Source organism: Paraburkholderia sp. BL23I1N1 (assembly GCF_003610295.1).
Lineage (GTDB): Bacteria > Pseudomonadota > Gammaproteobacteria > Burkholderiales > Burkholderiaceae > Paraburkholderia.
This window is the reverse complement of sequence record NZ_RAPV01000001.1, coordinates 4,014,783-4,028,723: the sequence shown is the minus strand read 5'-3', so window position 1 is coordinate 4,028,723 and position 13,941 is coordinate 4,014,783. Positions and strand designations below refer to the sequence as shown.

At 62.4% G+C, this 13,941-nt stretch carries 11 protein-coding genes; all 11 read right to left on the bottom strand.

Annotated elements, in window-relative coordinates; genetic code table 11:
- Positions 1-91: 91 nt before the first annotated feature.
- A complete protein-coding gene (locus B0G76_RS18780; protein ID WP_120293915.1) occupies positions 92-508 on the bottom strand; it encodes a ParB N-terminal domain-containing protein in 417 nt (138 codons plus the stop codon).
- Entirely contained in the window at positions 498-1,700 is a 1,203-nt protein-coding gene (locus B0G76_RS18775; RefSeq protein ID WP_120293914.1) for an aminotransferase class V-fold PLP-dependent enzyme, read from the bottom strand. The genes B0G76_RS18780 and B0G76_RS18775 overlap by 11 nt, the downstream gene beginning before the upstream one ends.
- 11 nt (positions 1,701-1,711) lie before the next feature.
- Positions 1,712-2,479, bottom strand: coding sequence for an ABC transporter ATP-binding protein (locus B0G76_RS18770; protein WP_120293913.1), 768 nt, complete (start codon positions 2,477-2,479; stop codon positions 1,712-1,714).
- The gene (locus B0G76_RS18765; RefSeq protein WP_120293912.1) at positions 2,473-3,534 is read right to left on the bottom strand and encodes an iron ABC transporter permease; all 1,062 of its coding nucleotides are present in this window, start codon (positions 3,532-3,534) and stop codon (positions 2,473-2,475) included. The genes B0G76_RS18770 and B0G76_RS18765 overlap by 7 nt, the downstream gene beginning before the upstream one ends.
- A complete protein-coding gene (locus B0G76_RS18760) occupies positions 3,531-4,727 on the bottom strand; it encodes an ABC transporter substrate-binding protein (protein ID WP_120293911.1) in 1,197 nt (398 codons plus the stop codon). The genes B0G76_RS18765 and B0G76_RS18760 overlap by 4 nt, the downstream gene beginning before the upstream one ends.
- A gap of 38 nt (positions 4,728-4,765) precedes the next feature.
- Positions 4,766-6,016, bottom strand: coding sequence for an MFS transporter (locus B0G76_RS18755; RefSeq protein WP_120293910.1), 1,251 nt, complete (start codon positions 6,014-6,016; stop codon positions 4,766-4,768).
- Positions 6,017-6,019: 3 nt separating this feature from the next.
- Complete coding sequence (locus tag B0G76_RS18750) at positions 6,020-7,927, bottom strand: IucA/IucC family siderophore biosynthesis protein (RefSeq protein ID WP_120293909.1); 1,908 nt, start codon at positions 7,925-7,927, stop codon at positions 6,020-6,022.
- Positions 7,928-7,938: 11 nt separating this feature from the next.
- Positions 7,939-9,105 (bottom strand): NAD/NADP-dependent octopine/nopaline dehydrogenase family protein, encoded by a 1,167-nt coding sequence (locus tag B0G76_RS18745; RefSeq protein ID WP_183082086.1) that lies wholly within the window; start codon positions 9,103-9,105, stop codon positions 7,939-7,941.
- Positions 9,102-10,142 carry a PLP-dependent cysteine synthase family protein gene (locus B0G76_RS18740; protein WP_120293908.1) on the bottom strand — a complete coding sequence of 347 codons (1,041 nt, stop codon included), beginning with the start codon at positions 10,140-10,142 and terminating at the stop codon, positions 9,102-9,104. Before B0G76_RS18740 ends, B0G76_RS18745 begins: the two co-directional genes overlap by 4 nt.
- Positions 10,129-11,499 carry a Y4yA family PLP-dependent enzyme gene (locus B0G76_RS18735; protein ID WP_259460626.1) on the bottom strand — a complete coding sequence of 457 codons (1,371 nt, stop codon included), beginning with the start codon at positions 11,497-11,499 and terminating at the stop codon, positions 10,129-10,131. Before B0G76_RS18735 ends, B0G76_RS18740 begins: the two co-directional genes overlap by 14 nt.
- An 83-nt stretch (positions 11,500-11,582) precedes the next feature.
- A complete protein-coding gene (locus B0G76_RS18730; protein WP_120293907.1) occupies positions 11,583-13,820 on the bottom strand; it encodes a TonB-dependent siderophore receptor in 2,238 nt (745 codons plus the stop codon).
- Between the last annotated feature and the right edge of the window lie 121 nt (positions 13,821-13,941).

Here is a 13,941-nt window from a genome sequence, read left to right as displayed (position 1 = left end):
AGTTTTTGTTACTGTATTACTTTGATTTTTGGGTTTATCTACCGACTATTTGTCTCGGTTTGAAACCACCACCCTCCACACGCAAAACATATCAAGCGCCCGCATGCAACACGGACAACAGAATCTCCGTTGCGGGTAGCACAGGCGCGAAGCGATGCCGCGTCGTCTTGTAGGGGAGCAGCGCCTTATCCTGCAAGATCCGCCTGCGGATGCTATCGATACAGAACGGCTCGCCGGTCTGCCAGTGCGTCACTGAAACCCTCGGATCCCGATAGTCGAGCAACACACAGGGCACGTAGCGCAACCCGAGCAGCGCGGCCGCGCGCGCCCGGTGGTTCCCATCCATGATGATGCCGGTCCCCTTCTCGATAGGGATCGGCGTGGTCCATGAACCGGCCTCGCGAATGGCTGCGGCCAGACGGTGCACGTCGTGTTCGTCGACCGCCTCGGAGGGCCGAAAGAAAGCGAGCGGCTTGAGCGCGACGCAATACGGCAGCTTATCGAGCATCGGCCATCCCCCTCGACATCGCCTGCACCACTTGCACGAGCGCGTCGATGTCTTCGTCCGAGTTGTAGGCGTGAACCGAGGCGCGTACCACGTCGCGCAGACCGCGCATCTGCATATCCAGCATCGTCGACTGGAACGTCGAACGGGAGACGTTGATACGTCTGGCTTGCGACGCCAGCCATTGCTGGACATCCGCGGCGTCGCAACGGTCGAGCGTGAATGTCACGATGCCCGATTTGACCGCGCCCCTATCCTGGAGCGTTACACCGTCGATCTGCGCCAACCGCTCGCGCAGACCATCGGCGAGCGCCTGAATGCGCGTCCAGATGGGCACGATGCCGAGTTCGAGCGCGTAGTCGATCGCCGCGCCCATGCCGAGCTTGGCGGCAACGTTGCATTCCCAGTTTTCGAAACGACGGGCGTCGCCGCGTATCTCGAACCGGTCCGGCGTTTGCAGCGTCGCCGCGTGCAGATCGAGAAAGGTGGGCTCGAGTTGCGCACAGAGCGCCCGTTCAATATACAAAAAGCCCATGCCGCGAGGTCCCCGCAAATATTTACGGCTCGTCGCAGCCAGCATGTGACAGCCGATCTTCTTCACATCCAGCGGCACATGCCCAGCCCCCTGGCAAGCGTCGAGAAGAAACCATACGCCTGCCTCGCGCGCCGCCGCGCCGATTGCCTCGATAGGTTGCACGGGGCCGCCGTTGGTCGCGATGATCGGGAGCGAGACGAGCTTCACGCGCGGGTCGGTCAACCGCCGCTGCAACGCCTCGACCGACACCTCGCCTTGCCCGTCGTTCGGAATCACCTCGATCCGGATGCCACGCTGCTTTTGCAACTGCAGGTACGGGATGTAGTTGCCCGCATATTCCGTGGCGGACGTCAGCACGAGATCACCCGCCGAAAGCGGTAACGAGTAGAACGCCATGTCCCAGGCGCGCGTCGCGTTTTCGATCACCGCGATCTCGTCGGGTTGCGCGTTGAGCAGCCGTGCACAGGAAACATAGACGCTTTCAAGCCGCCCGGCGGCGGTGCTGGCCGCCTCGTATCCGCCGAGACGCGCTTCCTCGCGCACATGCTCCACGACCGTATCGATAACGATCCGCGGCATAAGGCTCGCACCGGCGTTGTTGAAATGTACGACGTCGTGCGTGCCGGGCGTATCGGCGCGCAGTCGGGCAAGATCGAGCATAGCCTCCCCAATCAGATGAAATCCTGTACGGCGCCGTCGACGATGACGTGACACGCCCCCTTCGAACACCGCTCGATGCGCGCGTCGATCCGGTACACGTCGCGCAGCATCGCGACCGTGATGACGTCTTCGCAAGGCCCGCTGCCGTGCGCGGTACCGTCGGCGATCACCAGGACCTGGTCGGCAAAGCGCAGCGCCTGATTGAGGTCGTGCAATGCGATGAAGACGATCACCCCGCGCTGCTTCGCGAGCGTCCGCATGAAGCCGAGCACCTGTGCTTGCCGGCGCATGTCGAGCGCACTGGTCGGCTCGTCCATGAGCATGATCTCCGGATCACGCGCGAGCGTCTGCGCGATCGAGACTAGTTGCCGCTGGCCGCCGCTCAACTCGTCCAGGTAGCGAAACGCCAGCTCGCCGATGCCTAAGGACGCCATGATCCCGTCGATCAGCGCGAGATCGGCGTCGTGTACAGCCCAGCTCGGCTGATGCTGCTTGCACGCCAGCAGGATGGATTCGTAGACCGTCAGACGCGCACTGGCGGCGCTATCCTGCGGCATGTAACACACGCCGTCCAAGCCTTTGCGTGAGTCTTCCAGACGCACGTCACCGGGCCCGTCGACCAGCCCCGCCATGCGTTTGAACAGCGTCGACTTGCCGGCCGCATTCGGGCCGATGACCGCGACCACCTCGCCGCCGAAGAACGCCGGTGTACTGATCTCCGAGAGAATCCGGCGACTGCCGTAAGCCGCGCCGACACCATCCAGCCGTAGCTTCACCATGCGGTCCTCTTGCTGCGCAGAATCAGGGAAATAAAGAACGGCACGCCGACGAGAGAGGTCACCACGCCAATCGGAAAGATGGCGCCCGGAATCAGCGTCTTGCTCACCACGGAACTGACCGACATCATCAGCGCACCCGTCAGCAATGAAGCCGGCAGGAAAAAGCGTTGATCCTCGCCGACCAGCATGCGCGCGATATGCGGCCCCACCAGCCCGACGAACCCGATGACGCCCACGAACGCGACCGGGAACGCCGCAAGCAGGCTGACCATCACCAGCGTCTGGAAGCGCAACCGCCGCACGTTGATGCCGAAACTGGCGGCCTTGTCGTCGCCCAGACGCAGCGCCGTCAACGCCCAGGCACGCCGCGCGAAGACCGGCGACATAACCAGGATCGCGACGCAGACCACACCGACTTTGGGCCACGTCGCTTTGGTCAGACTGCCCATGGTCCAGAACACGACGGCGGCGACAGCCTGCTCGGTTGCGAAATACTGGACCAGCGCGAGCAGCGCGTTGAACGTAAAAACTAGGGCGATGCCGAGCAACACGATCGTTTCGGCCGTCACGCCACGCCGCATGCTGAGTGCGTGAATCAGGAGCGCGGACAGGACGGCCATCAGGAAAGCGTTCAGCGGCACCATATAGTCGACGGCAACCGGGAAGAGCTTGAGGCCGAAGGCGAGGCCCAACGCCGCGCCAAAGCTCGCCGCGGCGGAAATGCCCAGCGTAAACGGGCTCGCGAGCGGATTGTTGAGGATCGTCTGCATCTGTGCGCCGGCAAGCGACAATGCCGCCCCCACGACCACGGCCATCAGGGCCACCGGCATGCGGATGTCCCACAGCACCACGCGCAACTGCGACGACACGGTATCGGGCCAGAGCACCGCGCGCGCGACGTCGGCGAGACTGTAGTTCGCCGGGCCGAGTGCGAGATCGAGCAGTACGCTCAACAGCAGCAGCACCGCAAAAACGCCGAGCAGCACGCGCTTGCGCCGCACGAGCCCGCGATAGGCGTTACGTTGGGTCGATTCGACCAGAGGCAGGGCACTCATTGACGGTTCTCCGCGCCTGGCAGGCTCACGAAATAGCCCGGTGCGTAGTCGACCGGCAGGAAGCGTTCATGCAACTCGCGGAACGTGGCGTCCGGATCGAGATCGGCAAAGAGCGCTGGATGAAACCACTTCGCCAGTTGCTGGATGGCGACGAAGTCGTAAGGACTGTTGTAGAACTGATGCCAGATCGCATGAAACTCATGGTTCCGGTTTGCCTTGATGCCGGCATAGGCCGGCCGCGTGGTGTAGGCCTCAAGTTTGCGCGCGGCTTCCGTCAGTTCCGCGCCCGGTCCCACGCCGACCCAGCGCCCATGCGGCACGAACGCCTCCCAGTTGGCGCTGGTGACGACCACCTGGTCCGGGTCGGCCGCCACCACCTGTTCGGGATTGAGCTGGCCGAAGGTTCCGCGAATAATGCCCTTGGCGATGTTGTTACCGCCCGCCATCTCGACGAACTTGCCGAAGTTCTCATTGCCGAAGCTCAGGCAACAGTCCTCGGTGTATCCGCCGATGCGTTCGATGAATACCTTCGGGCGCGCTGGCCGGTGCGCGGCGATGACGTCGGTGACGCGCCGGATCTGCGCGGCGCGAAACGCGATGAACGCCTCCGCCCGCTCCTCCTTGCCGAACAGCTTGCCGACGAGACGCATGGTCGGCTCGGTGTTCTCCAGGGGAAAGTGACGGAAATCGACGTACACGACCGGTATGCCCAATGCGGCGAGTTTCTCGGTGTAGCGCGCGTCCTCCGTGGCCCGCTGCGCTTCGATGTTCATCAGAATCACATCGGGCTTGAGCGCAATGGCCTGTTCGATGTCGAACGTGCCGTCCTCGAAGCCGCCGAACGTCGGAATGTCAGCGATCGCGGGAAACTTGCGCAGGTACGCGGACCAGGTATCCGGGTCCGATTGAATCAGGTCCTTGCGCCAGCCGACGATCCGCTGCAACGGGTTGTCGGTGTCGAGCGCCGCAACCAGATAGAGCTGACGCCCTTCCCCCAGGATCACGCGGCGCACCGGCACGCGCACCTGGACCTTGCGTCCGAGCAGATCGGTCACCGTGGTCAGGGCGGCCTTGCTGTCATCGGCTGCGGCGGAAGCGTCCCCGGTCCGCTTCAGGACGAGGAGCGCCACCGCGAGCACGACGATGCCTGCGAGAGCAATGAGCACATTGCCCCAGCGACGTTGGATGGTCATGATGAAAAATGCAGGTGAATGAACATTCGGCAGCCTTCTTATTGTCCCGGCGAAATCTGCGGGCGCGCGACGGCGCCGCGCTCGCGCCTGAGCGCCAGAATAACGACCATCGCCAGCACGTAGGACACTGCCACGAAGAAGTAGGTGTATTGCAGCCCAACGCTGTCGCTCAACCAGCCGCCCATGGCAATGCCGGCAATCGACGAAAACTGCGTCGTGCTTTGTGCGATGCCGAGAACGTAACCCTGATAGAGACCGTCAGCCGCCCGCGAAATCAGCGACATCAGCACCGGAGTCGTGGCGCCGAGCAGAACACCCCACACAAAATGAATCGCGGTGAACACGCCGACGTTGCGCGTGAGCCCTGCCGCCAGCGTCAGGCCGGCGCAGGCGAGCGCAATGAACGTCATCCTGCGCAGCGCGTCCGGCAGCGTCCTGTGCTCGAAATAGCGGGCCCAAAGCGAGGCGGACACGACAAAGCCCAACGACAGCATGCCGTAGCACAAACCCACCACCCAGTTGCCCACGCCGAACATCGAACTCACGTAGAGCGAAAACGGCGTCTGGGTGATCGTGCGGCTCACCAGCAAGATGCCGACCACCCCGAGCAAACCGGGAATCGGCGGCGAACGCCACGAGAACCGCGCACCGGACGCAGCCGCCGTGCCGCCCCCTGGATCGGTTGCCGCCACACGCTTCGACACCGATACATCGGGCAGAATCAGCGCCACGGCAGCAACACAGCACACGCACAACACAGCGGCGACAATGTTGATCCAGAAGAATGTCGCGTGATCGAGAATCAGACCGCCGGAGACTGCACCGGCTAACGAGCCCAGATTGGTCGAGACCTGCAGATACGCAAACAGCCGCGCCCGCCGCAACGGAGACTCGATGCTGACGCCATAAGTCTGCGCCGGCGCGATGTAGCCCGCACAGGCGCCTTGCACGAATCGCAGCGCGAGGATCGTCCAGACATCAGCGGCAAAGGCCAGCGCCAACTGCGTGAGCGACAGCCCGAGCAAGGCGCGGATCATCATCAGCTTGTGCCCGGTGCGATCGCCGACGCGGCCCCAGAACGCACTCGTCAGCATGATGCCCAGCATGGGCCCCACATAGACCGCGACGCCGGCAAAACCGAACTCGAAACTGGACGTGCTGAGCGCCTTCAGATGGATCGGCCAGAACGGACCGCTCATCTCCATGGCGCCCATGGAGACGAGCTGAATCACGAATAGCACGTGAATCAGGCGCGCCGCGCGATCCGGCGCGACGGTGGCGTGCGTCATCGCTCAACCCTCGTTGCGCGCCGGCAGCAGCGGATTGGGCAGATGATGCTGAAGCCGGTAGTCCGAATACTTGAGCAGATGCATTCGCAGTACCGAGCGCGTCGGCCAGGGATGGTCGAGGAATGCCACCCGCTCGGCCTGCCACAGCGCGTCGGAAACACGCGGCGCGAAGGCGTCGAAGGTGCGCCCCGTTTCCTCGCGCAGAATCTCCCACAAGCGGGATCGCGCCAGCCCATATTCCTCCGTCAGCAGCAGCGCGACTTCGTGCAGATGACACACAAAGCATGCGTCCAGCACGAAAGCGCGAACCGGTTCGATGTCGCCGTCGAAGACAGTCGGCAGAATGCCTGGATGCACGTACGGCTTGATTTCATAGCCCCGTTCGGCAAGCAGCGGAACATAGGTCCGGCCGTCGCCGAAATCGCGAATCAACAGGCTTCGGGGCGTTCCGTCCGCGGCGAACAGCACCGACGTATTCTGCTGATGCGCCTCGAGTGCGATGCCGTAGAGCAGATAGATGCCGATCACCGGATGCGTGACGACTCGCGCATATCGCCGGAACCAGGCCTCCACCGTTTCCGCTGCCGCAGGCGTGCCGTCGTGCTCGATCAACTCGGTGATGAGCGGACGGCCGCGCACCGGTGAGCGGGTCAGCAAGGCGGCCACGGTGATCGGGAACAGACCGTCCGTGCGTTCGAACGCATCCTTGCTGGCGCGATACGCAACCGACAGGTGACGTCCCGGCCGGTCTTCCTGGCGCACCGCGTGTTTGTAGTGAAGCGCGACCTCTTCCGGAAAAATCTCGAGCGTCTGGTCGAAGCCATTTTCATCGGCCAGGATGTGTTTGATGACGGTACTGACGCGCGGTCCCATATGGATCGACTTTGCCTGGAGGCTGCGCTGCTCGCTCGTCAGCCACAGCGCGACCGGCAGCTTGATGAACGGCACCGGTCCCGGCAACCGCGGCATCATCGTGCGGAACGACATGGTCGGCAACGTCACGATATCGGGGCCGTCGAGAATCAGCACGCCCTCCTCGATCTCCGCCGCGTATTCGTTGCGCACGAAATGGTCGAGGTGCCATGCATGGATCGGCAACGGCAGCCACTGAGGTGCGTCGAGATCGCTGGCTTCCAGGCCCTCTTTCCAGCGTGCCCACAACTGCGGGAACTGCGCGGCAAACCAGTCGTGATAGCTGTCGACGTGCGGCATCCGCTCGATATACGCCATGTCCGCCCGCAGCGCGGCGATACGCACGTCGACCCTGGCGTTGAACTCGGGCGACAGCGCGGCGACCTCCGTTGCGTTCAGATCCGGCTTGCTCTTCCACGTGGGATAGAACGGATGGCCTTCTAGCGCACCCCACTGATCGAGCAGGACGGCGGCATCCCGCACGCTCATGTGCTTGCGCAGGTAGTGGATCAGACCACGGTCGCCGGCCGCGTCGATATGCGCGCGCAGGTCCGTATCCCAGGCGTCGCGATAAATACGGGCGAGCGCGTCGTTCTCGATGCTGTTGGCCATGTCCGATTTGAGTCCGGCCACGCCTTCGTCGCCCGGCGCAAAATCGAAGCTCGGCCGCAGCAGGTCGATCAGTTGATCGGGACCTTCGACCGCGGTGCGCGCGCCGTTAGAGTCGATCAACGTAATAGCGCCGCGATTGATAAAGGTATCGGCCGGCGCCCGCTCGAGGTTGGCAAAGAACAGCATGGCATGCCGGTTCCAGAGCGGTAGCCAGGCGCCGCGACCCTCGGGCGCGAAGACGAGCGCGTCCGTGGCGACGATCTTCTCGGCGAACAGGCAACGAACGACGCGTCGCAGCGCATTGTGCTGCGCCGACTCGAGCGCGGTCTGCCGACGGTCCACATAGAACGCGTTATCAGGTTGCAATAGCGAAAGAGAGTTCTTCATAAGTTCCGGGCTCACGCTGGCCAGGTTTCGGGAAAGTAGTCGAGGGCGGAACTGCGCAGGCCGTCCATATAGGACACGTTCCAGTGAAAGATTTCTTCGATGTGAGGCAAGCGCATCTCGAGACGCCCGGCCATCTCGACCAGCAATGCGAGGCCAAAGGCCACGTCCTCATGAAATGCGCGGCTTTCCTTATCGATCAGGTATCCGCTGCGATCTTTGGTCGGGATCAGCGGGGCCTCGATTGCGTCGTAGGCCTGATTGGTTCGCAATACCGATAGCATCGTGCCGTGGTCGCGAATCTGATCGTCGTACGCCTCGATGATCTCCTGCTTCAACGGTTTGATCGACGATAGATTCACACCCAGCCGCTGCTCGACGGCCTTGCATAGCATGCGGCTCTCCTCGTCGCTGCGTTCGAGGAAATACGCGCCGAGCTCGGGGCAATCGGTCCACCAGCACAGCGGCGTAGAAAACGCCTTGTCGTGCCATTGCCCGTAAGGTCCGATCAGCCCATAGATCACCGAACTGTGCATGATCGGGTTGCCGGGCGTCAGGGTGATTTCCAGAAAATCATCCAGCAATTCGACGGGCGACGCGTAGAGCCTTTTCAGGTGCGTGAGCAACGCAGCGCGCGACGCTTCCGTTTCGCGTGCGTGGGTGCCGACGTAAAGCGTGCTCTTCGCGCCGCCCATTCTGATCGACACGCCGGGCTGTAAATCGAAAGCGGTATGCGCCACGTCCTTCATGCCCCAGATGACGGCATTGGGCCGGGCCGCCAATGCGCGCTCAGCAAGCCAGTCGAAGCCGCAGAAGCCCGGAATCGCGCCGACGTAGACGGGTTTTTCCGCCGGCAAATGTGGTGCGATCGCGTTCAGCAGCGCCGGCCTGACGTGAGCGGGCACCGTGATGATGACGACATCCGCGTCGGCGAGCGCCGTGGCCGGCTCGCTCGTGACAGCGTCGAGACGGGCAGCGCACGTCGTGTCGTCCGGCATCCATGCCGTGATGCCGTTCTCGCTGCGGCGATAGCGGTCGATCACCTCCGGGCTGCCCGTCAGCAGCGAAACGCGCACACCGGAAATCTGCTTGAACAGCACGGCGGCGAGATGGCCGGTTCGACCACCGCCGCAAATGACCACGTTGAGCGGCAGCACGGCGCTCTCCATCGTCGCCGTCATACCGCGTGCAACCGCGGCAATTCGCGCGGCGTCTCGACAAAGCTTTCCTGGCCGAACCAGCCGTCGAGCCGATCCCAGATTTGCGGGTCGAGCAGATCGCGCTCCTTCAGCCAGCTCTCGCTGAAGACCGTATGCAGATACTTCTCTCCGCCGTCAGCCACGGCGGCCACCACGTTGCCGCCGATCAGGCCGCACTGGATGAATTCGAGCGCCTTGTAGATCACACCGCCGGTCGATCCGCCGACCAGCAGCCCTGTGCGCTTGGCCATGTAACGGGCCGTCTCGAACGCCTGCGCATCGGAGACCTGCGCGCCCATGTCGATACAGCTGTAGTCGAGCACGAGACCCACCGTGTCGCCCTCCGGCGTGCCGGTGCCGGACTGATAATAGGCATGCCCCGGCTGGCCGAACACGATCGATCCGTCCGGTTCCACGGCGATCGTTTTCGTTTGCGGGTTGTGCACTTTCAGCCCGCGAGCGATGCCGGTCATCGACCCGCCCGTGCCGACGCAGCCAACATACGCATCGACACCGCCAACCTCGCCGATGACTTCCCGGACAAAATCCGAATAGCCGCCTGCGTTGGCCGCGTTGTCTGATTGATTCATGAACACCGCGCCTGGAATCTCGCTCGCCAGTCCAGCCGCGAGGCGCTGCCGCTCCACCACCGCGACCTCGTCTTCCCGATAGGTGCCTTCGACATAGCGGATTTCCGCACCGAGCGCGCGCATGACCGCGATCTTGTCCGGCGCCGCATGGTGATCGACTACCGCAATGAATCGCAGTCCGAACTCCACGGCCGCGATCGCGAGGCCGATACCCGTATTCCCGGAAGACGACTCCACCACTACGCCACCGGCGCTGAGCCGCCCCGACTTGAGCGCCGCAACGATCATGTTGCGGGCCATGCGGTCCTTGATGCTTCCGCCCGGGTTGTTCTTCTCGATCTTCAGCAGCAGCCTGGCATTCTTTGCTGGAATGGAAATGCTGAGAATCGGCGTGTTACCGATCAGGTCGGTCACTTTATTCAAAATCATTCCGGTACTCCATTCGATCGTCAGGTGAAATCTGCATGCCGCCCGCGGCGTTGTAGACCACGGAAATCCTGCGCGGCATAGGATGGCGGTGAAATTCGTTTTCGAGCATGTCCATCTGATAGCCCGCGGCGTTGGCATACACCAGGAGGTCGCCCGTTTTCGGCCTCCTTTGAAAATGAATCAGGCGATTGGTGATGACGTCTTCGTCGAGACAACTGTGCCCGGCAATCCAGGCGCGTACTGGTCGCCCGTCGTCCTCGCTGTCGACCTGTGCCGGCACAAGGATTGGGTCCACCAGAAACTCGGAGGCGAACCACGTTTCGCACGCGCTGAAACTGCTGCCTTCCGCGAAAATCACAACCTGGTCCGCCGCCAACGACTTGACGCGCGTGATCCGGAAAACGGAGATCGCAGTCTGATCGGCGAGGCTCCGCCCGGGCTCGATGGCCAGAGTCAGTTGCATCGCGTCGAGATACCTGGCAACGGAGAGGCCGTCGGCACACGGCGCCTGAAGAAACCGGTCCAGCCACTCACACGCGCCGACCGGGCCGCCGTACGGATAAAACGACGCGGGCACCTTGCCATTCCGGTAGTCACTACTGTGCTGCGCACGCAAAAACGCCTCGTACGCTTCGCTATCTATGTACTGAACCGGCAGACCGCCGCCGATGTCGAGGATCGTCGGCGCGAGGCTCATATCGCGCGCGGCGACCACGAAGCGGGTGAGCTCACGCACGGCCTGCACGCGCGATTCATGACCATAGCCGCCAAGATGGAAGTGAAATCCCTCGAACAGGAACCGATTCTTTAGCCCGGTCAGACGCCGCAGACATGCCAGCAGGTCGTCGGCGCCCATGCCGAAGCGGCTCGTTGCGCACGTGGCGGGCCGATAACGCAGCAGCACCCGCGTCGGGCGATCCAGCCCGATCTCACGGACAAGCGCGTCGAGATCGTTGAACTCCTCGACGGAGTCGACCGCGATCAATGCGCCATTGGCGATAAGCGCTGCGTGAAATACCCGGGTTTTGGCGGGACCTGTGGCACAAAGCCTGGCTGGCTCGATTCTGGCTCGCAGCGCATCGCGCATTTCATAGATGCTGGAGACATCCACGCCGATAGCAGCTTCGACGGCCGCGCGCACCAGACCCAGCGACTTGTTGACCTTCGCGCCGTAGTAGATCTCAGACTGGACGTTGTGCCGGTTCAGCACGGCGCGAAAGGCTTCGACGTTTCGCCGCAGCATGTCCGGCCACACGATATTGAGCGGCGAACCATACTGCCCAACCAGCTTCAGCAACGTGCCTTGCGAATCGAAGACGAGGCTGGAAATGGCCGGATCGAGAAGCGGTTGCAGCACATCGGCTTCATCAACCTCGCCACAATCGCTTCGTTTTGCCTGGAGTAGCGTAGGGTCTGGCATTTGCGTCATGATTGACCGGTTTAGAAGTCCACGGAAGCCGACAGAAAGATAGTGCGCGGCGCACCCAGCGAAATCGTTCCGTACGAGGCGACACCCGACCAGTACTTGCGGTCGAACGCGTTAAGCAGGCCGGCCCGAACGGTGGTCGATTTGCCGTACAGTCTGGTCTGGTAGCGGGCGCCCAGATCAACCGTCGTCCAGGACGGCACGGACTGAGTGTTCGCCTGATTGACGTATTCCCGACCGGTGTAATTGACGCCGCCGGTCAGCGTGAAACCGGGCACCCATGGCAAGTCCCATTCGGTGCCGACATTGGCCATCCACGTCGGCACGCCGACAGGCCGGTTACCCACCGTCGCGGCACTGTTGGTTTTCGTCAGCGTGGCGTCCAGCAGCGTCACCCCGCCCAGCAGGCGGACGCCCTTCAGCGGCTCGCCGGATACGTTTAGCTCCAACCCCTGATTGCGCTGCTCGCTATCGACCGAATAAACGGTGCCGTACAACTGGCCACTCGGCTTGGTGATCCTGAAGGCAGCCAGCGTCGCCAGCACGCCGCTCATATCGAGCTTGACGCCGACCTCTTCCTGCTTCGTCTTGTAGGGCGCGAAAACCTGGCCCGCGTTCGACGCGGTTGTGGGGGCGATATCGCCTTTGCTGAGCCCTTCGATGTAGTTGGCGTAGAACGACACGTTTTGCCACGGCTTCACGACAAGGCCGACCAGCGGCGTGGTGGCACTCTCGTTGTACGACGATGTCCGCGCCCCCGTGGTCGCGCTGAAGTTGTCGGACTGGACATGCTGCTGACGCACACCGAGCGTCAGTTGCAGTCGTTCGTTCAACATGCTCATGGTATCGGCCAGCGCCACACCCGAAAGCGTCGACGCCGAAAGCTTGGGTACGCTTGTCGGCGCACTCACGTTTTGCTCCGGACTCGCGATCGACGAATAGATGTTCGACAGAATCGCTTTACCGGAATTGCTCGCACTCGCGATGCGGTCCTGATAGACGTTCGCCTGCAGCACCACGGCATGTTTGACTGCACCGGTACTGAACTGGGTGCGTACGCCCGTGTCCGCGGTCGAACGGTTGATCTGGAATTTCCAGTTCTGCGGCGTGGCCGCGGTGTCGCCCGCTGAATTCAGAATGGTCGGCGTCTGATCCGAAAGTCGCGAGACATCCGATTTCGTCCCGCCTGCGTCGCCAAAGACGGTGACGTGATCGTTGACATCGTATTCGGCATGCAGCAACGTCGACGTGTCATTGGATTTCCACCAGCCCCACGATTGGGTAACATTGCGGCGGCCATCCGGCGCACTGGGCACCTGAATGCCCGACGCCACGAGAAACGGGCGCGTGGGCGCGTCGACCCATTGATACTGTTCGATTACGTCGAGCGAAGCGCGGAACCGCTCGCCCTGGTAATCGAGCGACAACGCCCCCACCTCGGCGCGCGACTTCTGGTTGTCCAGCGGCGTGCCGCCCTGACGGTGCAAGCCGTTGAACCGGATGCCGAACTGACGCTCACTGCCGAAACGGCGACTCAGATCGATCGCCTCGCCTACCTTGGAGTCCGACGCATAGTCGAGCGTGACGCGGGTCAAATCCTTGTTCAAAGGGCGCTTTGGCATCACGTTGATCACCCCGCCGACACCACTATTCGGCGACATTCCATACAGCAACGCGGCCGGCCCCTTGAGCACCTCGACGCGCTCCAGATACTCCGTGAACAGATGGTAATTGGGCGAAACGCCATACACGCCGTCGAACGCGACCTCGCTCAGATTCCCTTCGTTAACCGGAAAGCCGCGGATGAAGAATGAGTCAGTCACGCCGCCGATCTGCCCGGTAAACCGCGTGGACGGATCCTTGTTCAACACCTCAGCCAGGGTCACCGCCTGCTGGTCTTCCATCCGCTTCGAGGTGTAGTCGCTGACGCTGAAAGGCGTATCCATCACGCTCTTGTTGCCAAGCAGTCCTACACGTCCGTCACGTGCCAACTGACCGCCCGCGTAGGTTTCGGGAAGATCGCCGCCCGACTCTGCGTTGACCGTCACGGCGGGCAATTCCTTCGTGTCCTTGCTGACTTCCTGAGTCGTCCCGGTTTGCGCTTGCGCGTAGGCAGACGTGCCGAAACCCGTTGTCAGCGCTCCTGCAAATGCAAGGCGCATGGACAAAGCCAGCGGGTTGAAACGGTCGGCCGGCGGCTCGAACGGTGAAGCGGATGACCGGCGGGCAATGCGACAAAGGCGGGATAGCATGTTGATTACGTTCGTGTTTTTGTTAAGGAAATCGGTTCCGGCGGCAAGCTTTCGATTTTGTTAACATTAACGTGAATGAGAACGATTCGCAATATAATTCGTAGGAAAAATCTTATTTTGT